The 19968-nt window shown below is 66.7% G+C and carries 19 protein-coding genes; 12 read left to right on the forward strand and 7 right to left on the reverse strand.

Features of this window, described 5'->3' with window-relative positions; genetic code table 11:
- Positions 1-10: 10 nt before the first annotated feature.
- From E4634_RS14395 to tkt, 5 genes are all read right to left on the reverse strand, one after another.
- Complete coding sequence (locus E4634_RS14395) at positions 11-955, reverse strand: alpha/beta hydrolase (protein ID WP_135445076.1); 945 nt, start codon at positions 953-955, stop codon at positions 11-13.
- Between the two features lie 73 nt (positions 956-1028).
- Positions 1029-2093 carry a class II fructose-bisphosphate aldolase gene (fba, locus tag E4634_RS14400; protein WP_135445078.1) on the reverse strand — a complete coding sequence of 355 codons (1065 nt, stop codon included), beginning with the start codon at positions 2091-2093 and terminating at the stop codon, positions 1029-1031.
- Positions 2094-2111: 18 nt separating this feature from the next.
- Positions 2112-3281 (reverse strand): phosphoglycerate kinase, encoded by a 1170-nt coding sequence (locus E4634_RS14405; RefSeq protein WP_135445080.1) that lies wholly within the window; start codon positions 3279-3281, stop codon positions 2112-2114.
- Between the two features lie 129 nt (positions 3282-3410).
- Positions 3411-4427, reverse strand: a complete 1017-nt coding sequence (locus E4634_RS14410; RefSeq protein WP_135445082.1) for a type I glyceraldehyde-3-phosphate dehydrogenase — start codon at positions 4425-4427, stop codon at positions 3411-3413.
- Between the two features lie 25 nt (positions 4428-4452).
- Entirely contained in the window at positions 4453-6456 is a 2004-nt protein-coding gene (gene tkt / locus E4634_RS14415; protein ID WP_135445084.1) for a transketolase, read from the reverse strand.
- 228 nt (positions 6457-6684) lie between these two features.
- Here tkt and E4634_RS14420 point away from each other — a divergent pair, with 228 nt between their 5' ends.
- The 11 genes from E4634_RS14420 (at position 6685) to ruvX (ending at position 16850) form a co-directional block, all read left to right on the forward strand.
- The gene (locus E4634_RS14420) at positions 6685-7134 is read left to right on the forward strand and encodes a nuclear transport factor 2 family protein (protein ID WP_135445086.1); all 450 of its coding nucleotides are present in this window, start codon (positions 6685-6687) and stop codon (positions 7132-7134) included.
- A 62-nt stretch (positions 7135-7196) separates the two neighbouring features.
- Complete coding sequence (locus E4634_RS14425; protein WP_135445088.1) at positions 7197-8036, forward strand: SDR family oxidoreductase; 840 nt, start codon at positions 7197-7199, stop codon at positions 8034-8036.
- Positions 8037-8121: 85 nt separating this feature from the next.
- Positions 8122-9147, forward strand: a complete 1026-nt coding sequence (locus tag E4634_RS14430; protein ID WP_135445090.1) for an ArsR/SmtB family transcription factor — start codon at positions 8122-8124, stop codon at positions 9145-9147.
- Positions 9144-10298 carry a methionine adenosyltransferase gene (metK, locus tag E4634_RS14435; protein ID WP_135445092.1) on the forward strand — a complete coding sequence of 385 codons (1155 nt, stop codon included), beginning with the start codon at positions 9144-9146 and terminating at the stop codon, positions 10296-10298. The genes E4634_RS14430 and metK overlap by 4 nt, the downstream gene beginning before the upstream one ends.
- Before the next feature lie 560 nt (positions 10299-10858).
- On the forward strand, positions 10859-12250 hold the full coding sequence (ahcY, locus tag E4634_RS14440) for an adenosylhomocysteinase (RefSeq protein WP_135445094.1): 1392 nt from the start codon (positions 10859-10861) through the stop codon (positions 12248-12250).
- 9 nt (positions 12251-12259) lie between these two features.
- Complete coding sequence (metF, locus tag E4634_RS14445; RefSeq protein WP_135445096.1) at positions 12260-13099, forward strand: methylenetetrahydrofolate reductase [NAD(P)H]; 840 nt, start codon at positions 12260-12262, stop codon at positions 13097-13099.
- Positions 13099-13827, forward strand: a complete 729-nt coding sequence (locus E4634_RS14450) for a 16S rRNA (uracil(1498)-N(3))-methyltransferase (RefSeq protein ID WP_135445098.1) — start codon at positions 13099-13101, stop codon at positions 13825-13827. The genes metF and E4634_RS14450 overlap by 1 nt, the downstream gene beginning before the upstream one ends.
- Before the next feature lie 145 nt (positions 13828-13972).
- Complete coding sequence (gene gshB / locus E4634_RS14455; protein WP_135445100.1) at positions 13973-14929, forward strand: glutathione synthase; 957 nt, start codon at positions 13973-13975, stop codon at positions 14927-14929.
- 7 nt (positions 14930-14936) lie between these two features.
- Entirely contained in the window at positions 14937-15779 is an 843-nt protein-coding gene (locus E4634_RS14460; RefSeq protein ID WP_135445101.1) for an energy transducer TonB, read from the forward strand.
- A gap of 58 nt (positions 15780-15837) precedes the next feature.
- Positions 15838-16428, forward strand: coding sequence for a YqgE/AlgH family protein (locus tag E4634_RS14465; RefSeq protein ID WP_135445103.1), 591 nt, complete (start codon positions 15838-15840; stop codon positions 16426-16428).
- Positions 16425-16850 carry a Holliday junction resolvase RuvX gene (gene ruvX, locus E4634_RS14470; RefSeq protein ID WP_135445105.1) on the forward strand — a complete coding sequence of 142 codons (426 nt, stop codon included), beginning with the start codon at positions 16425-16427 and terminating at the stop codon, positions 16848-16850. The genes E4634_RS14465 and ruvX overlap by 4 nt, the downstream gene beginning before the upstream one ends.
- A 66-nt stretch (positions 16851-16916) precedes the next feature.
- On the opposite strand, the gene E4634_RS14475 is transcribed toward ruvX, so the two are convergent.
- Together E4634_RS14475 and E4634_RS14480 are read right to left on the reverse strand one after the other, a co-directional pair.
- Positions 16917-18056: a PilT/PilU family type 4a pilus ATPase gene (locus E4634_RS14475; RefSeq protein ID WP_135445108.1), complete on the reverse strand. Its 1140-nt coding sequence runs from the start codon at positions 18054-18056 to the stop codon at positions 16917-16919.
- A 34-nt stretch (positions 18057-18090) separates the two neighbouring features.
- Positions 18091-19125: a type IV pilus twitching motility protein PilT gene (locus E4634_RS14480; protein ID WP_135445110.1), complete on the reverse strand. Its 1035-nt coding sequence runs from the start codon at positions 19123-19125 to the stop codon at positions 18091-18093.
- Positions 19126-19267: 142 nt separating this feature from the next.
- On the opposite strand from E4634_RS14480, the gene E4634_RS14485 reads away from it, so the two are divergent.
- On the forward strand, positions 19268-19960 hold the full coding sequence (locus tag E4634_RS14485; protein ID WP_135445113.1) for a YggS family pyridoxal phosphate-dependent enzyme: 693 nt from the start codon (positions 19268-19270) through the stop codon (positions 19958-19960).
- Positions 19961-19968: the final 8 nt, after the last annotated feature.

Raw genomic sequence — 19968 nt, forward strand, 5'->3', positions numbered from 1 at the left:
CAGTGCGAATCTAGCGCAGCGACCGGCGCTGGAACCACTGGTCCAGCGCCGCGTAGTACACCTCGCGAATATCCGCCGACTCGTTGGCCAGCTGGTGCCCGGCGCGCGGCAGGTAGCAGACCTCGCTGCCGGCGAACAGGTCGAGCACGAAGGGCACGTTGTAGCGCCAGTCCACCGTACTGTCCTGGCGGCCCTGCACCAGCAGCAGCGGCCCCACACCCAGTTCCTTGCGCGACAGGCCGCCGAGCCAGCGCTTCAGGGCCACCAGCCAGCGCAGGGACACCTGGCTCGCCTGCAGCGGGTCGCTGCGCACGAACTCGAGGAACGCCCCGTCGGAGGTGTTGCGATTGAACTTGCGCGCCACGCCCTCGGTAAAGGGTGCCATCAGGAAAATCCCCAAACGCACCAGCGTCCAGTGCGCCGGGCGCACCAGCGGCGCCAGGTAGGCGACGCCGGCGAAGGGCCAGGAACCGCGACGGGCGTATTCGGTCAGCGCCGCACAGCCGGTGCTCTGGCCGATGGCGTACAGGGGCAGGTTTGCGGGCAGGCCGCCGGCGGCCAGCGCGTCCTCGATGGCCAGCGCGTACTCACCAAAATCGTCAATGGCCGCCGGCTCGCCGGAGGACAGGCCGTGGCCGGGCAGGTCGAAGATCAGCACGTTGTAGCCGCGTGACAGGCCGTACGCCACCAGCTTGTCGAACAGGCCAGAGTGGTCGAAGTAGCCGTGCACCAGGAACAGGTTGCCGCGCGCCGCCGGCTGCAGCCAGCGGTGCAGCATCAGGCGGTGCTCTCCGGAATCGATGTAGCCGCCGCGGTAGGCGGCCTCGGGAAAGTGCGCGCTGAAGTCCAGGTGGTAGGCGCGGCAAAACGCCACCAGGGGAGCGGGCGGGAAGGCGTCGTCGCCAAACGGGGGCAGTGCCTCGCGCAGTTGCTGCAGTTCGCCGGCGTTCAGCATGGTGCGGCGCCGCAGCCAGTGGTGAGGGCCGCGATACCCGGGGCCGGGCGTCGCGGCAACAGGCCAGCCAGCTTCAATTGACCTGCGGCTTGAGCTCCCCGGCGTCGTAGCGCTTCTGCATCTTCTCCAGCGACACGACCTTGATCTTGTCCGCCATGCCTGCGGTGCCGAAGGCCTCGTAGCGGGCGATACAGATATCGCGCATCGCCTCGATGGTCTTGGCCAGGTACTTGCGCGGGTCGAACTCGGCCGGGTGTTCGGCCATGAAACGGCGGATGGCGCCGGTGGAGGCCAGGCGCAGGTCGGTGTCGATGTTCACCTTGCGCACGCCGTGGCGGATGCCCTCCTGGATCTGCTCCACGGGCACGCCGTAGGTCTCCGGGATGGCGCCGCCGAACTCATTGATCACCGCCAGCCAGTCCTGCGGTACGGAGGACGATCCGTGCATCACCAGGTGGGTGTTGGGGATGCGCTGGTTGATCTCCTTGATGCGGTCGATGGCGAGGATGTCGCCGGTGGGCGGGCGGGTGAACTTGTAGGCGCCGTGGCTGGTGCCGCAGGCGATGGCCAGGGCGTCCACCGCGGTGGCGGCGACGAACTGCGCGGCCTCCTCCGGGTCGGTGAGCATCTGGTCGTGGGTCAGCTTGCCCTCGGCGCCGATGCCGTCTTCCTCGCCCGCCTCGCCGGTTTCCAGCGAGCCCAGGCAACCCAGTTCACCCTCCACGGACACGCCACAGGCGTGGGCCATTTCCACCGCCAGTTTGGTGACGCTGACGTTGTAGTCGTAGTCCATCGGCGTCTTGCCGTCCTCGCCCAGGGAGCCGTCCATCATCACCGATGAAAAGCCCAGCTGGATGGAGCGCTGGCACACCGCAGGCGAAGTGCCGTGGTCCTGGTGCACCACCACGGGAATATGCGGGAACTCCTTCATCGCCGCTTCCATCATGGCGTGCAGGAAGGGCGCGCCGGCGTACTTCCGCGCGCCGGCGCTGGCCTGCATGATCACCGGCGAATTGGTCTTGTCCGCCGCTTCCATGATGGCGCGGGTCTGCTCCAGGTTGTTGACGTTGAACGCGGGCACACCGTAGCCGTGTTCCGCGGCGTGATCCAGCAACTGGCGCATACTGATAAGTGACATGTGATTTCCTCGGTGAAGTCAGTCCGCGGCGCGGGACTCGAGCATGGCGACGGCGGGGAGTACCTTGCCTTCGACGTACTCGAGGAAGGCGCCACCGCCGGTTGAGATATAAGAAACCTTATCGGCAATGCCGTATTTGTCAATCGCCGCCAGGGTATCGCCGCCACCGGCGAGGGAGAACGCGGGGGAGTCGGCAATCGCCAGCGACAGGGCCTTGGTGCCGCCGCCGAACTGGTCGAATTCGAACACGCCCACCGGGCCGTTCCACAGGATAGTGCCCGCCTGTTTCAGGATCTCGGCGATCTGCGCCGCGGCCTGCGGGCCAATATCGAAGATCATGTCGTCGTCCTGCACGGCGTCGGCGGACTTGGTCTCGGCGGCGGCAGTCTCGGAAAACTCCTTGCCGGTGACCACGTCCGGGGGCAGCGGGATGCTGGTCTTGTCCATCAGCGCCTTCGCCGCCGGCACCAGGTCCGCCTCGCACAGGGACTTGCCCACCGGCTTGCCCGCCGCGGCGAGGAACGTATTGGCGATGCCGCCGCCGACGATCAACTGGTCGACCTTCTCGGAAAGAGTCTCGAGCACCGTGAGCTTGGTGGAGACCTTGGAGCCGCCGACGATGGCCACCATCGGCCGTGCCGGGCTGGACAGCGCCTGCTGCAGGGCGTTGAGCTCGCCCTCGAGCAGCGGGCCGGCGCAGGCCACCGGGGCGAACTTGGCCACGCCGTGGGTCGAGGCCTGGGCGCGGTGGGCGGTGCCGAAGGCGTCCATCACGAAAATTTCACACAGCCCGGCGTAGGCTTTGGCCAGGCTCTCGTCGTCCTTTTTCTCGCCGGGGTTGAAGCGCACGTTCTCGAGCAGGGCGACCTCGCCGTCGTTGAGCTCCACGCCGAGCTTCCAGTCCTCCACCAGGGTGACCTTCTGCCCGAGCAGGCCGGACAGGTGCTCGGCGACCGGGGCCATGGAGTACTGGGCGTCGTACTCGCCCTCGGTGGGCCGTCCCAGGTGCGACATCAGGATGACCTTCGCACCGGCGTCGCGCGCCGCCTCGATGGTGGGCAGCGCTGCGCGGATGCGCGCATCCGAGCTGACCTTGCCGTCTTTCACCGGCACGTTGAGGTCCTCGCGGATCAGTACCCGCTTGCCGGCGAGCGCCTGGTCGCGCATGAGTTTCACATTGAGTGCCATGGAATACCTCTCCTTGCTTGGCTGGCTGGGGTGGTTCGGCTTTAGTTGGCAAAACCCGCGTTTGCGAAGCCCGGGTCAGGGGCAACAGGGTAGCCCGAGTCCGCCGTCCGGGGCATCGCCCCGCCCGGGTCAACGCGCCAACTGCGACCAGAGATGGGCGATCTCCAGCATGCGGTTGGCGTACGCCCATTCATTATCGAACCAGGTGAGCACTTTCACCAGCCGCGTGCCGCTGACACGGGTCTGGCTGGCGTCCACGATACTGGATCGCGGGTCGTGATTGAAATCGCAGGAGGCCAGGGGTTCGCGGGTGTAGCCCAGCACGCCGCCAAAGCGCTCCAGCGCCGCCGCCTCCAGGGCCGCGTTGACCGCCGTCACGCTGGTGTCGTTGAGCGCCTGCACGGTGAGGTCCATGGCCGAGACGTTGAGCGTGGGCACGCGCAAGGCCTGGGCGGAAAAACGCCCGGCCAGCTCCGGCAGGATGCGCTCCACGCCCTTCGCCAACCCAGTGTCGATGGGGATGATCGACTGGAAGGCGGCGCGGGTCTTACGCAGGTCGGTGTTGTGGTAGGCGTCCAGCACCGGCTGGTCGTTCATCGCCGAGTGGATGGTGGTGATGGTGCCGGTCTCGATGCCGATGGTGTCCGCCAGGGCGCGGATTACCGGCACAATACCGTTGGTGGTGCAGGAGGCCGCGGAGACGATGCGGTGCTCCGCGCGCAGGTCGTCCTGGTTGACGCCGAACACGATGGTGGCGTCGACGTCGGCCTGGGCCGGCTGGGAGAACAGCAGCCGCTGGGCACCGCGCTGCAGGTGGCGCTCGGCGGTGTCACGGTCGGAAAAGGCGCCGGTGCATTCGAGCACGATGTCCACCCCGAGGTCGCCCCAGGGCAGCGCGTCGATGTCGGCGCAGCGCAGCAGGGCGATGGGGTGGCCGTCCACCCGCAGGGTGTCCTCGTCGCCGGACAACTCGCCGGGAAAGCGGCCGTGGGTGGAGTCGTAGCGGGTCAAGTGCAGCAAGGTGGCAGCGTCGGCCAGCTCGTTGATCGCCACTACCTCGAGTTCCCCGCGCAGGGGGCTCTCCTGCAGGGCGCGCAGCACGCTGCGGCCGATCCTGCCGAAGCCGTTGATCGCCAGCCGTGTCATGCCCCGCCCCCTGTGGACATAGCGGTCAGTCGAACAGGACGTCTTCCACCGCGGCGACCACGTTGTCCACGGTAAAGCCGAACTCCTCGAACAGCGCGCCGGCCGGGGCGGACTCGCCGAAGCTGGTCATGCCGATGATGCGCCCGTCCAGGCCCACGTACTTGTACCAGTAGTCGGCGGACAGCGCCTCCACGGCGACCCGGGCGGGCACGTCCGAGGGCAGTACGGACTCGCGGTAGGCGGCGTCCTGGGCCTCGAACACCTCGGTGCAGGGCATGGAGACCACGCGCACCCGCTTGCCGGCATCCGCCAGGCGCTGGGCGGCGTCCATGGCCAGGCCGACTTCGGAACCGGTGGCGATGAGCACGGCCTCGGGGGTGCCGTCACAATCGCGCAGCACGTAGCCGCCGCGGGCAATCGCCGCCAGCTGGGCGGCGTCGCGGGACTGGTGCGGCAGGTTCTGGCGCGAGAACACCAGGGCCGAGGGGCCGTCGCGGCGCTCGATGGCGGATTTCCAGGCCACCGCGGATTCCACCGCGTCGCAGGGCCGCCAGGTGTCCAGGTTCGGCGTATTGCGCAGGTTGGCCACCTGCTCCACCGGCTGGTGGGTGGGGCCGTCCTCGCCCAGGCCGATGGAGTCGTGGGTGTACACCCAGATCGCGTGCTGCTTCATCAGCGCGGACATACGCACGGCGTTGCGCATGTATTCCATGAAGACCAGGAAGGTGGCGCCGTAGTTGATGAAGCCGCCGTGCAGGGCGATGCCGTTGGCGATGGCGCCCATGCCGAACTCGCGCACGCCATAGAAGAGGTAGTTGCCGCTGGCGTCGTCGTGGGTCAGGCCTTTGGAGCCTTTCCACATGGTCAGGTTGGAGCCCGCCAGGTCGGCGGAGCCGCCCAGCAGTTCCGGCAGCAGCGGGCCGTAGGCGTTGAGGCAGTTCTGCGAGGCTTTGCGCGAGGCGATGGTCTGGCCATCCGCCTGGCACTGTTCGACGTAGGCCTGGGCCTGGGCGCCGAAGTCCTCGGGCAGCTCACCGGCCAGGCGGCGGCGCAGTTCGGCCGCCAGTTCCGGGTGGGCCGCGGCGTAGGCGTCCATGCTCGCCTGCCAGGCTGTTTCCGCCTCGGCGCCCGCGCTGTGCGCGTTCCAGCCGGCGTAGACCTCCTCGGGAATGACGAAGGGCTCATGCGGCCAGTCCAGGGCCACGCGGGTAGCGGCCACTTCATCGGCGCCCAGCGCCGCACCGTGGCAGGACTCGGTGCCCTGCTTGTTGGGCGAGCCCTTGCCGATGATGGTCTTGCAGCAGATCAGGGTGGGCTTGCCGGTCTCCTCGCGGGCGGCCTGGATGGCGGCCTTCACTTCGGAGGCGCTGTGGCCGTTGACGTCGTTGATCACGTGCCAGCCGTAGGCGCGGAAGCGCGCCGGGGTGTCGTCGGTAAACCAGCCCTCGACCTCGCCGTCGATGGAGATGCCGTTGTCGTCGTAGAAGGCGATCAGCTTGCCCAGGCCCAGGGTACCGGCCAGGGAGCAGACCTCGTGGGAGATGCCCTCCATCAGGCAGCCGTCACCCAGGAATACATAAGTGTGGTGGTCGATGACCGTGTGGCCGTCGCGGTTGTAGCGGTCGGCCAGGGCTTTTTCCGCCACCGCCATGCCCACCGCGTTGCCCAGGCCCTGGCCCAGCGGGCCGGTGGTGGTCTCGACGCCGGGGGTGTAGCCGTATTCCGGGTGACCCGGGGTCTTGCTGTGCAGCTGGCGGAAGTTCTTGATGTCGTCGATGGTCAGGTCGTAGCCGGACAGGTGCAGCAGGGAGTACAGCAACATGGAGCCGTGGCCGTTGGAGAGCACGAAACGGTCGCGGTTGGGCCAGGCCGGGTTGGCCGGGTTGTGGCTCAGGTAGTCGTTCCACAGCACCTCGGCGATATCCGCCATGCCCATCGGCGCGCCGGGGTGGCCGCTGTTGGCCTTCTGTACGGCGTCCATGGACAGGGCGCGAATGGCATTCGCGAGTTCGGTACGGGTTGCGGGCATGGGTATCTCCGGGCGCTTGCGGGCGTCTGGTCAAAAAAAGGCCGCTATTTTGGCGTAACGGGGGGCACGGGGCAAACCTCGGGGGCGTAAATTGTTGGGGGCCGAAACTGGCCCATCCAGGGCCAGCGCAGGGTCCGTAGCGGCGCAATTGCTATCATTCGGCTGACGCGAACTGCTAATATCGATCCCCTCCTACAAAAATGACAGAACAACCCGGAGGACCGCCTGATGCAGGCTGATCGAATCGCCGACTATCTCGCGATCTGCGACACCAAGGCGCGCTATTGCCGCTGCCTGGACACCAAGGACTGGGACGGCTTCGCCAATGTCTTCACCGAGGACCTGCGTCTCGACACCACCCCCGCCGGTGGCGTGGTCACCGAGGGGCGCGAGGCGACCCTGCAGATGGTGCGCGGCTCCCTGGACAACGCGCAGACCGCCCACCAGGTGCACACCCCGGAAATTCATTTCGACGGCGACAGCGCCGACGTCATCTGGGCCATGCAGGACCGCGTGGTCTGGGACGCGGAGCGCGCGGCCCAAATCGGCATGCGCGGACTGACCGGCTACGGCCACTACCACGAGCACTATGTGAAGTGCGCCGACGGGCAGTGGCGCATCGCCCGGCAGAAGCTCACCCGGCTGCTGGTGGACATCGACCCGGTCGCCGCCGCCTGACTCCCGTCGCCCGGGGGGGTGTCACCCGCCGGGCCAGGTATCTGTAAGAAAGGAACTCGGTAATGCATGAAGCACATTTTCGCGGCGGCTGCGCCGTTGTCACCGGCGCCGGCTCCGGGCTCGGCGAGGCCATGGCCCTGCGTTTCGCCGCCGCCGGCGCGGCGGTTGTCGCACTGGATATCGATGTCGAGCGTGCCAACGCTACAGCGCAGCGCATCAAGGCGGACGGACACCGCGCCATGGCGCTGCAACTCGACGTCGCAGACCCCTGCGCACTGGCCGCGGCCGCGGATGCCGTACGCGAATTCGGCGGCTGTTCGGTGCTGTGCGCCAACGCCGGCGTTCAACAGTTCGGCGCCATCGACAAACTCACTGCGCAGGACTGGCGCTGGGTACTGGACGTCAACCTGCTCGGCCTGATCAACACGGTCACCACCTTCCTGCCGCTGCTGCGTGACAGCGAGTACTCGCGGCATATCGTGGTCACCTCCTCCTCCGTCGTCCACACCCCGGGCATCCGCATGGCCGCCTACACCACCAGCAAGTACGCGGTGACCGGCTTCGCCGAAACCCTGCGCATGGAGCTGGCGCCGGAGAACATCGGCGTCAGCATCCTGTTCCCCTCGGGCATGGTCACCCGCCACCTCGAGAGCAGCGCGCTGGCCCGCCCCGAGGCGCTGGGCAAGTCCGAGCTGCGCCGCGAGGACATCGACGCCATGATGGCCAGCCGCGACATGGACCAGGGTTCGCATGTGGCGACGGCGGAATACGCCACCCGCCACCTGCTGCGCGACGTCGCCGCCAACGAGCGCTACATCCTCACCCACGACGACTACCGCGCCACCCTGGAAGACAACTTCGCCGAGTTGCTGGAGGCCCACGCGCGGGCGCAGGAGGACTGAGCCGCTCCCGGCTCCGAGCCCCACGGCCAGAATCTATATCAAAATATTTTGATATAGCCTGCAAGCCCTGCTAGACTCCGCGGCCATGAAGAACGTGCAACCCGCCCTGGAGAGCGCCGTCACCCCGGAAGGGGCGCTGGCCGCGGACAGCCTGGCCGGCCTGCTCAAGGCCGCCGGCGACCCGCTGCGCCTGCACATCCTGCGCGTGCTGCGCGAGGACTCCTTCGGCGTGTCCGAACTCTGCGCCATCTTCGACATGCGCCAGCCGGCGCTCAGCCATCACCTCAAGGTACTGGCCGGAGCCGGCCTGGTGGCGACCCGGCGCGAGGGCAATTCCATCTTTTACCGTCGCGCCCTGCCCGGGCACGGCGGCGCGGCGGGCGAAGCACTGCTGGCCGCCCTGTTCGAGTCGGTGGACCGCCTGGTACTGCCGGCACCCACACTGGCAGCCCTGGATGCATTGCAGCGCCAGCGGGAGGAGAACTCCCGCGCGTTCTTCCGCGAGAACGCGCACAAGTTCCGCGAGCAGCAGGACCTCATCGCGCGCTACGACCAGTACGCCGGCACCGTGGCAGAAGTCCTCCAGGAAGCGGCGCTGCCGGGTTCGGCCCTGGCGCTGGAAGTGGGGCCCGGCGATGGCCGTTTCTTACTGGAACTGGCTCCGCGCTTTGGCGAAGTCGTGGCCCTGGATATCGAGGCCGCGATGCTCGAACAGGCCCGCGAACGGGCAGCGGCGGCGGGGCTGGACAACATCCGCTTCCTGCACGGCGACACCGCCCACCCTAAAGTGGATGGGCTGGGGGCCGACTGTGTGGTGATAAACATGGTGCTTCACCATACCCCCGACCCCGGCCGGGTACTGGCGGAAGTCGCGGGCAGCCTGGCCCCCGGCGGGGTGGTGCTGGTGACGGACCTGTGCAGCCACGACCAGGGCTGGGCGCGTGAGAACTGCGGCGACCTGTGGCTGGGCTTCGACCCGGCGCGGCTCACCGGCTGGGCGACGGAGGCGGGACTGGACGATATCGCCAGTGTCTTCCTCGCCCAACGCAATGGATTTCAGATACAGGTGCGCCTGTTTGGCCGCCGCAAGGATAAAAGGACTGCAGCATGAGCGAATACGCGATTTTCACCTCGGAGTCGGTCTCCGAGGGTCACCCGGACAAGATGGCGGACCAGATCTCCGACGCCATCCTCGACGCCATGCTCAAGGACGACCCCCACTCGCGCGTCGCCGTCGAGACCCTGGTGAAGACCGGCATGGCGGTGATCGCCGGCGAGGTGACCACGGATACCTACGTCGACCTCGAGGCCATCGTACGCAAGGTGATTCTCGGCATAGGCTACGACAGCTCCGACGTCGGCTTCGACGGCGCCTCCTGCGCCGTACTCAATGCCATCGGCAAGCAGTCCCGCGACATCGCCCAGGGCGTCGATGAAACCGAAGAGAAAGAACAGGGCGCCGGCGACCAGGGCCTGATGTTCGGCTACGCCACCAACGAGACCGACGTGCTGATGCCCGCGCCCATCTACTATTCCCACCGCCTGGTGGAAAAACAGGCGGAACTGCGCAAGCACAAGGTCCTCCCATGGCTGCGCCCGGACGCCAAAAGCCAGGTGACCCTGCGCTACGCCGATGGCAAGCCGGTGGCGATCGACGCCGTGGTGCTCTCGACCCAGCACAGCGACGATATCGAGCAAAAGGACATCGAGCAGGCGGTCATGGACCTGATCATCAAGGAGGTCCTGCCCGCCGAATGGCTGCACAAGGACACCCGCTACCACATCAACCCGACGGGCAAGTTCGTCATCGGCGGCCCGGTCGGCGACTGCGGCCTCACCGGCCGCAAGATCATTGTCGATACCTACGGCGGCATGGCGCGCCACGGCGGCGGCGCCTTCTCCGGCAAGGACCCGTCGAAAGTAGACCGCTCCGCCGCCTACGCGGGGCGCTACGTGGCCAAGAACATCGTCGCCGCGGGCCTCGCGGACCGCTGCGAAATCCAGGTCTCCTACGCGATCGGCGTGGCGGAACCGACCTCGATCTCGATCAACACGTTCGGCACGGGCAAGATCAGCGACGACCACATCGCCCGCCTGGTCGGCGAGCATTTCGACCTGCGGCCCAAAGGGCTGATCGCGATGCTCGACCTGAAACGCCCGATCTACCAGGCGACGGCGGCCTACGGGCACTTCGGGCGTGAGCTGCCGGACTTTACCTGGGAAAAGACGGACAAGGCGGAGGCGTTGCGGGCAGCACTTTGAGGTGCGCCCGGACTTGAATGTCCCTGCTTCGTTGCTCAGCGCACGTGGCAGGGTTCGGCCTGGCCTCGCATGCGGAGGGGTTTCGGCTTGGCCGCACGGCCGCACGCAACTGCATTGGCCTTCGTGGACACGCAAAAGCGCCGTCCATGGCAGCTCGGCGACGGCCATCCATGGCCGTCGACGGTCCACGAAGGCCAATGCAGTTGCGTACGTCCTCTGGTTGGCGAAGAGCTGCGACGCGGTTCGCGGCGCGAGCTGGGCTGGCGGGAACGGGACTTTGCGATTCGACAGATGGAAGTCGGAAGCGCGAGAACTTTCGTACCGACTGGGGTAACGCACTCCGGTCAAAATTTTGAACTGAGGTCTCTGCGGCGTACACGCCCGCCTGGGACCGTCGACGGCCATGGACGGCGCTTTTGCGTGTCCCGGGCGGGCGTGTACGCCGCAGAGACCGGCACCAGAACCAAAGAAAGAAACACCAACAAAACGTCAGCCGAAACACTGACCCAAACGAACCAGATCCAAATGGCAATTGGCGAACACGCCAAGAGGAAGCAAGCATGAGCACAGCAGAACAACTCGAGAGCAAGCAGGATTACAAGGTCGCGGACATCAACCTGGCCCAGTGGGGTCGGCGCGAGCTGGACATCGCCGAGGGCGAGATGCCCGCGCTGATGGCGCTGCGTGAGCGCTACAGCGAGAGCAAGCCGCTGGCCGGCGCGAAGATCCTGGGTTGTATTCACATGACCATCCAGACCGGCGTACTGATCGAGACGCTGGTCGCGCTGGGCGCCGAAGTGCGCTGGTCGTCGTGCAATATTTTCTCGACCCAGGACCACGCCGCGGCGGCGATCGCGGCGGCGGGCATTCCCGTGTTCGCGTGGAAAGGCGAGACCGAGGAAGAGTACGAGTGGTGCATCGAGCAGACCATCCTCAAGGACGGCCAGCCCTGGGACGCCAACATGGTACTGGACGACGGCGGCGACCTGACCCAGATGCTGCACGATAGCTACCCGCAGATGCTGGAGAAGATCCACGGGATCACCGAGGAGACCACTACCGGCGTGCACCGCCTGCAGGAGATGCTGGAGCAGGGCACGCTGAAAGTGCCGGCGGTCAACGTCAACGACTCGGTGACCAAGTCCAAGAACGACAACAAGTACGGCTGTCGCCACAGCCTCAACGACGCGGTCAAGCGCGCCACCGACCACCTGCTCGCCGGCAAGCGCGCGCTGGTGATCGGCTACGGCGACGTCGGCAAGGGCTCCGCCCAGTCGCTGCGCCAGGAAGGCATGATCGTGCGCATCACCGAGGTCGACCCGATCTGCGCGATGCAGGCCTGCATGGACGGCTTCGAGGTGGTGTCGGCCTACAACGACGGCGTCAACGACGGCACGCCCGAGTGCGTCAACCGCGAGTTGCTGGCGATGACCGACCTCGTGGTGACCTGTACCGGCAACTACAATGTGTGTGACGCGAATATGCTGTCGGCGCTGAAGTCCGGCGCGGTGGTGTGCAACATCGGCCACTTCGACAACGAGATCGACACTGCATTCATGCGTCGCAACTGGGAGTGGGAAGAGGTCAAGCCGCAGGTGCACAAGGTGTACCGCAATCAGGCCCAGAATGACCACCTGATCCTGCTCTCCGAGGGCCGCCTGGTGAACCTGGGCAACGCCACCGGGCACCCGTCGCGGGTCATGGACGGCTCCTTCGCCAACCAGGTGCTGGCGCAGATCTACCTGTTCGAGCGCCGCTTCGCCGACCTGGAGCCGGAGATGAAGCCCTCCGCGGTGAAGGTCGAGGTACTGCCGAAGAAGCTCGACGAAGAAGTGGCCGCGCACATGATCGGCGGCTTCGGTGCCGTACTGACGCGCCTGACCAGCGAACAGGCGAAGTACATCAACGTGAAGGTCGAGGGCCCGTTCAAGCCCGAAACCTACCGCTACTAAGGCAGGTCGATGGCAAAGCAGCAACCGAGGATCAGCTTCGAATTCTTTCCGCCGAAAACCGCGGAGGGCAAGAAAAAGCTGCTGGAGGAGACCGTCCCGGCGCTCAACGCGCTGGACCCAGGGTTCTTCTCCGTGACCTACGGCGCCGGCGGTACCACGCGGGATTCCACCCTCGGCGTGGTCTCGTCGATCCGCGAGGCGGGTATCGACGTGGCGCCGCACCTGTCCTTTGGCGGTGACGACGAGGAGGCCGTCGGCGCGCTGCTCGACACCTACCGCGAGCGCGGCATCCGCCACCTGGTGGCCCTGCGCGGCGACATGCCCTCGGGCATGGGCGCCGCCACCCAGCTGGTGTACGCCAACCAGTTGGTGGAGTTCGTGCGCGAGCGCACCGGGGATCACTTCGAGATCGCGGTGGCGGCCTACCCTGAGATTCACCCGGAGTCGCGCAGCTACGACAGCGACGTGCACTACCTCAAGCAAAAGCTGGACGCGGGGGCGAACTTCGCCATCACCCAGTACTTCTACAACGTGGAAGCGTACTTCTACTACCTCGACCAGTGCGCGGCTGCCGGCATCGACAAGCCGATCTACGCCGGCATCATGCCGATCACCAACTTCACCAACCTGGCGCGCTTCTCGCGCAACTGCGGCGCGGAAATCCCGCGCTGGATCTGCCAGCGCATGGAGGGCTACGGCGACGACCAGGAGAGCGTGCGCAAGTTCGGCCTGGAAGTGGTCACCCAACTGTGCCAGACCCTGGTCGACTCGGGCGCGCCGGGCATTCACTTCTACACCATGAACCAGGTGGAGCCGACGCGCACCATCCACAGCAACCTGGGCCTGTAATGCGCGTCCCGCGCATCCACACCGGGCAGCCCCTGCACGCGCAGGGGCGGTTCGAACTGGAGCCGGGGCCATCTCAGCACCTGTCTCGCGCGCTGCGCATGCAGGCGGGCGATGCCCTGGTGCTGTTCGACGGGCGCGGCGGCGAGTACCCGGCGCAGATTGCCGAGGTCGGCAAACGCGCGGTGACGGTGACTACCGGCGAACACGTGTCGCGGGAGGCGGAGTCGCCGCTGGCGATTCGCCTTGGCATCGCCCTGTCGCGCGGCGAGCGCATGGACTTCGTGGTGCAGAAGGCCACAGAACTGGGTGTCGCCAGCATCTGCCCGCTGTTCACCGAGCGCACCGAGGTCAAGCTCAAAGGCGAGCGCGAGGAGAAGAAGCTCGGCCACTGGCGGCAGGTCGCCATCAGCGCCTGTGAGCAGTGCGGCCGCAACCGAGTTCCCGAGATCGAGGCACCGGATACCCTGCAGGCCTGGCTCGCCGCCAGCGACAGCGAAGTGCGGTTGGTGCTGCATCACCGCGCCGACCCGCTGCCCCTGGACAGCGCCCGCCCCGCCACCCTGGACCTGCTGATCGGCCCAGAGGGCGGACTCTCCGCCGCGGAGATCGATCTCGCCGAGGCCGCCGGCTTCACCTCCCTCGCCCTCGGCCCGCGCGTACTGCGCACCGAAACCGCCCCCCTCACCGCCATCGCCATCGCCCAATCCCGCTGGGGCGACCTCCCCTGACAGCGGGGTCAGAGCCCTTTTTGCCCGTTTTTGGCGAAAAATCTCTTCCGGTACGACTTTCCGGAGTATTCGGCAATCGCCGGCTTGCACCGGACGCACACCCGATTTAAGTTAACCAGCCTGCACACTAGCCGGACGACCCAGCATGGGGATCAAGTTGGGTGTGGTGATGGACCCCATTGCCGCCATTACCTACAAGAAAGACACCACCCTGGCGATGCTCTGGGCGGCCCAGGACCGCGGTTGGGAGCTCCACTACATGGAGCAGGATGACCTCTACCTGCGCGACGGCGAGGCCCGCGCGACGATGACGCCGCTGCAGGTATTCCGCGACCCGGCCAAGTGGTACGAGGCCGGCGAAGTCGCCGATCGCCCGCTGGCGGACCTCGACGTCATCCTCATGCGCAAGGACCCGCCCTTCGACAACGAATTCATCTACACCACCTACCTGCTGGAGCACGCGGAGCGCGCCGGCACCTTAGTGGTCAACCGCTGCCAGGGCCTGCGTGACAGCAACGAGAAGATGTTCGCCACCGAATTCCCCCAGTGCTGCCCGCCGGTGCTGGTCAGCCGCGACATGGCCAAGTTGCGCGCCTTCCATGCCGAGCACGGCGACGTGATCTTCAAACCCCTGGACGGCATGGGCGGCAGCAACATCTTCCGCGTGCAGCCGGGTGACCCGAACCTCGGTGTGATTCTCGAGACCCTCACGCGCCACGGCCAACAGACCACCATGGGGCAGAAATTCATCCCCGAGATCACCGACGGCGACAAGCGCATCCTGGTCATCGACGGCGAGCCGGTACCCTACTGCCTGGCGCGCATCCCCCTGGTCGGCGAGACCCGCGGCAACCTCGCCGCCGGTGGCACCGGCCGGCCGCAGCCGCTGACCGATCGCGACCGCTGGATCGCCGCACAGGTGGGGCCGTCCCTGCGCGAGCGCGGCATCCTGTTCGCCGGCCTCGACGTGATCGGCGACTATCTCACCGAGATCAACGTCACCAGCCCCACCTGCGTGCGCGAAATCGACGCCGGCTACGACACGGACATCGCCGGTCAATTGATGGACTGCATCCAGGGCAAGCTCTCCGCGCGCGGCTGAGCCGGACGTGTACTACCTGCACCACATCGACGGCGAGCGGCGGCGCATGCGCTACGCCCTGTCCGTGGCCCTGGGCCTGCACCTGGTGCTGGTATCGGTAGTCTCTTTCAACAACTTCGGTTCCTCCAGCGAGGCGCGGCAGATCGAGGTCACCCTGGCCACCTCGCGCGCCGAGCGCGCCCCGGACGACGCCCGCCAGCTGGCCCAGCAGAACCAGGTGGGCAGCGGCGACATGGCGCGCGAGGACGCGGTCACCAGCCCCCAGAGCAGCCTGCCGCCAAGCTCCCCGGCACAACAGCAGGCCGCGCCGCGCGCCGAGACTGTGCAGCAGGCCAGTGGCGAGTTGCTGTCCACCGTCGCCGCGGCGCCGCGCGCGGTCACTCCCCGCGAACAGCGCGAGCACATGGCGGACAGCCGCGGCCTCAACCCGGAGGCGCGCGACCGCGAGCAGGCCAACGCCGCGCTGCTGGCGGCGCCCGACGAGCGCCAGCGCGAAATGTCTACCCAACCCCGGGTACGCCGCCTGACCTCGGTGTCGGCCAAGCAGGCAGCGGATGCCGCCTACCTGCTGGACTGGCGTCAGCGCCTGGAGGCCGTGGGCAACCGCTACTATCCGGAGGCCTCGATCCGCTACGGACTGTACGGCGACCTGCGCCTGATGGTGGTGATCCGCAGCGACGGCAGCCTGGAGGACGTCGAAATCCTCAAATCCTCCGGCTACGCGGTGCTCGACGAGGCGGCAATCAAGATCGTGCGCATGGCCGCGCCCTACTCCGAATTCCCGCCGGAACTGGCCGCCACCACCGACAAGCTGGAGATCGTGCGCACTTGGCAATTCAGCGAGCAATAAGCTAGGCTGCAAACTGAGTCGGGTGTCTTAACAGCCCGCACTCGAGGAGCGCAGCCACATGGGCCAACGACTACACGCCATCACCTCGCGCAGCAGCGACAGCCTCCGGGACCATTTCCTGCTGGCCATGCCGACACTGACCGAGGGCATTTTCTGCCACAGCATCACTTACATCTGTGAGCATGGTGAAAGCGGCGCCATGGGCATCGTCATCAACCAGCCCCTGGAACTCTCGGTCGAGGAAATCTTCGACCACCTGCACATCGACAGCCTGCGTGATTTCTCCGCGGAACCGGTGATGGCCGGCGGCCCGGTGCAGATAGACCACGGTTTCGTCCTGCATCGCGGCTGCGACACCCCGTGGGAGGCGAGCCTCACGGTCACCGATGAAATCACCCTGACCACCTCGCGCGACATCCTGCGCGCCATCGCCCACGGCAACGGCCCCCGCGAACACCTCATCGCCCTGGGCTACGCCGGCTGGTCCGCCGGACAACTGGAGCAGGAACTGGCGGCCAACGCCTGGCTGACCCTGCCCGCAGACACCGACATCATCTTCCACACCCCGGTGGAACAGCGCCTGGCCGCCGCGGCCGCGCAGATCGGTGTCGACATGAACCTCATCTCCGCCCAGGCAGGTCACGCCTGAGCGACGCGGTACGCAGCGTCCTCGCCTTCGACTACGGCCTGCGCCAGATCGGCGTGGCGGTGGGCAACACCCTGCTCGGCACCACCAGCGCACTGCCCATCCTGCGCGCCCGCGACGGCGTGCCGGACTGGAGCGCGGTACAGGCACTGGTGACGGAATGGCGGCCGGACCTGCTGGTAGTCGGCGAACCGCTCAATATGGATGACAGCGAAAGTGAACTGGCGCGGCGGGCACAGCGCTTCGCGCGGCAGCTGCACGGCCGGCTGGGATTACCGGTGGAGATGGCCGACGAACGGCTAAGCAGCCGCGAGGCCAAGGCCCAGGCCCGCGAACAGGGGCATCGCGGGGACTACCAGCGCGCGCCGGTGGACAGCCTGGCGGCGGAGATCATCCTGCGCACCTGGCTGTCGCAACAGGGTTAGCGTGAACGGGATAAGTCGGCCAGCGCAATGCCCGGACCGGTGCAGACCAAGCGCTGGAGCAAAGACCTAGCGACCCAGGAAACGCCCGCGGTCGTCGTCTTCCTCGATGGCCAGGCTGAAGCCGCCGTCGCCGCCCATGTGGCCCTTCTCGTACATCTTGATGGCCAGGCGCACGTCGTTGCCGGAGTCCGCATGGCGCACCGCATCCTCGAGCGTGATCAGGCCCTCCTTGTACGCCTTGACCAGCGACTGGTCGAGGGTCTGCATGCCCAGCTCGGTGGACTTCGACATGACTTCCTTGATCAGGTGTACCTCGCCCTTGCGGATGTAGTCCGCCACCAGCGGCGAGTTGAGCAGGATCTCGACCACCGGGGTGCGGCCGTTGCCGTCCATCCTCGGCAGCAGCTGCTGCGCGATCATCGCCTTGAGGTTGAGTGAGAGATCCATCCACACCTGGCTGTGCTGTTCCGCCGGGAAGAAGCTCTGGATGCGGTCCAGCGCCTGGTTGGCGTTGTTGGCGTGCAGGGTGCACAGGCACAGGTGGCCGGTTTCGGCGAAGGTCAGCGCCTGCATCATGGTCTCGGCGGTGCGCACCTCGCCGATGAGGATCACGTCCGGCGCCTGGCGCAGGGTGTTCTTCAGGGCGATATCGAAGGACTCGGTATCCACCCCGACCTCGCGCTGGGTGACGATGCACTGCGCGTGGTCGTGCATGTATTCGATCGGGTCCTCGATGGTGATGATATGCCCGCGGGAGTTGTGGTTGCGGTAGCCCACCATGGAGGCCAGCGAGGTCGATTTACCGGTACCAGTCGCGCCGACGAAGATGACCAGGCCGCGCTTGGTCATCGACAGGTCCTTGATGATCTGCGGCAGGCCGAGTTCGTCGGGCGTGGGAATCTTGGTCACGATACGGCGCAGCACCATGCCGCAGGCGCCGCGCTGCACGAAGCAGTTCACACGGAAGCGGCCCAGGCCCTCGCGGCCGATGGCGAAGTTGAGTTCATTGCGATCGAGGAATTCCGCCTTCTGCTTGTCGTCCATGGTGGACAGGACCAGGGCGCGCGCCTCCTCCGCGGAAACCGGGGTTTCGCGCACCGGGTGGATTGTGCCATCGACCTTGATGCTCGGCGCGGCGCCGGCGGAGATAAAGCCATCCGAGGCCTTGTGGTCGACGATTTTCTTCAGCAGGTCTTCAATTTTCATGCGTCAGTCTCCCGGCGCCGGGCAGCGCGCCGACTCAGAAATTCTCCGGCATACGCGCCTTCTCGCGCGCCACTTCACGGCTGACGATGCGCTTCTCGACAAGGTCGGTCAGGCACTGGTCGAGGGTCTGCATACCCAGGGCGTGACCGGTCTGGATCGCCGAGTACATCTGCGCGACCTTGTCCTCGCGGATCAGGTTGCGGATGGCGGGGGTGCCGCGCATGATCTCGTGCGCCGCGACCCGGCCGCCGGTGGCGCGCTTCATCAGCGTCTGGGAAATAACCGCCTGCAGGGATTCCGAGAGCATGGAACGCACCATGTCCTTCTCCGCGGCGGGGAATACGTCGATCACGCGGTCGATGGTCTTGGCCGCTGAGGTGGTGTGCAGGGTGCCGAACACCAGGTGGCCGGTTTCCGCCGCGGTCAGCGCCAGGCGGATGGTTTCCAGGTCGCGCATCTCACCCACCAGGATGATGTCCGGGTCCTCACGCAGCGCGCTGCGCAGGGCCTCGGCGAAACCGTGGGTATCCTTGTGCACCTCGCGCTGGTTGACCAGGCACTTCTTGGATTCGTGCACGAATTCGATCGGGTCCTCGATAGTGAGGATGTGCTCGTACTTGTTGTCGTTGATGAAGTCGACCATCGCCGCCAGCGTGGTGGACTTGCCCGAGCCGGTGGGGCCGGTGACCAGCACCAGGCCGCGCGGCATCATGCTGATGTCGCGGAACACCTGGCCCATGCCCAGGTCTTCCATGCTCAGCACTTTCGAGGGAATGGTCCGGAACACGGCGCCGGCACCGCGGTTCTGGTTGAAGGCGTTGACCCGGAAACGGGCCACGCCCGGCACCTCGAAGGAGAAGTCGGTCTCGAGGAATTCCTCGTAATCCTTGCGCTGCTTGTCGTTCATGATGTCATAGATCAACTCATGAACTTGCTTGTGTTCCATCGGCGGGAGGTTGATGCGGCGGATGTCGCCATCGACACGGATCATCGGCGGCAGGCCCGCCGACAGGTGGAGGTCGGATGCGCCCTGCTTGGCACTGAAGGCCAGCAGCTCTGTAATGTCCATAGGTCTCCCCTTTGGCCCGGCATCCGCCCCCGCGGGGTCCCCAAAACGATGCCCGACAGGCGGCCCGGGCCGCCGTGTTTTTCTGGTTGCGCCGTCCTTCGGCCGGTGGCCGCGCGGGGGTCGAATCGGCTACCATCGCGCCATGGACAGGCTGTTGCTCAGGGACAATATAACAAAGCTACTGGAGAGCATACGTTTAACTGCCGAAAAGTACGATCGGCCTGCCGACGCTGTGACGCTGGTCGCAGTGAGCAAAACCCGCCCTGCAAATGAGCTGCGCGAAGCCTTCGAATGCGGTCTTCGCGAGTTCGGCGAGAGCTACCTGCAGGAGGCCCTGGAGAAGATCGAGACCCTCGCCGACCTGCCGCTCACCTGGCATTTCATCGGCCCCATCCAGTCCAACAAGACCCGCCCCATCGCCGTCCACTTCGACTGGGTGCACAGCGTGGAGCGCGAGAAGATTGCCCGGCGGCTGGACGAGCAGCGGCCCCCGGAACTGCCGCCGCTGCAGGTCTGCCTGCAGGTGAACATCTCCGGCGAGGCGAGCAAGTCCGGCGCCGACCCCGACGCACTGCCGGCCCTGGCCGCCGCGGTGATGCAACTGCCGCGCCTGCAGTTGCGCGGACTCATGGCCATTCCCGCACGCAGCGCGGACCCGGCGCAGCAGCGCGCGGCGTTCGCCCGGCTGCGCGCGCTGTTCGAGGACCTGCGCGGCACGCACCCGGAACTGGACACGCTGTCCATGGGCATGTCCGGGGACTACCGCGCGGCCATCGCCGAAGGCGCCACCGTGCTACGCGTGGGCACCGGGATCTTCGGCCCGCGCGACGGGTGATATTGGTC

The sequence above is a fragment of the Mangrovimicrobium sediminis genome (genome assembly GCF_004745945.1).
GTDB classification, from domain to species: Bacteria; Pseudomonadota; Gammaproteobacteria; order Pseudomonadales; family Halieaceae; genus Mangrovimicrobium; species Mangrovimicrobium sediminis.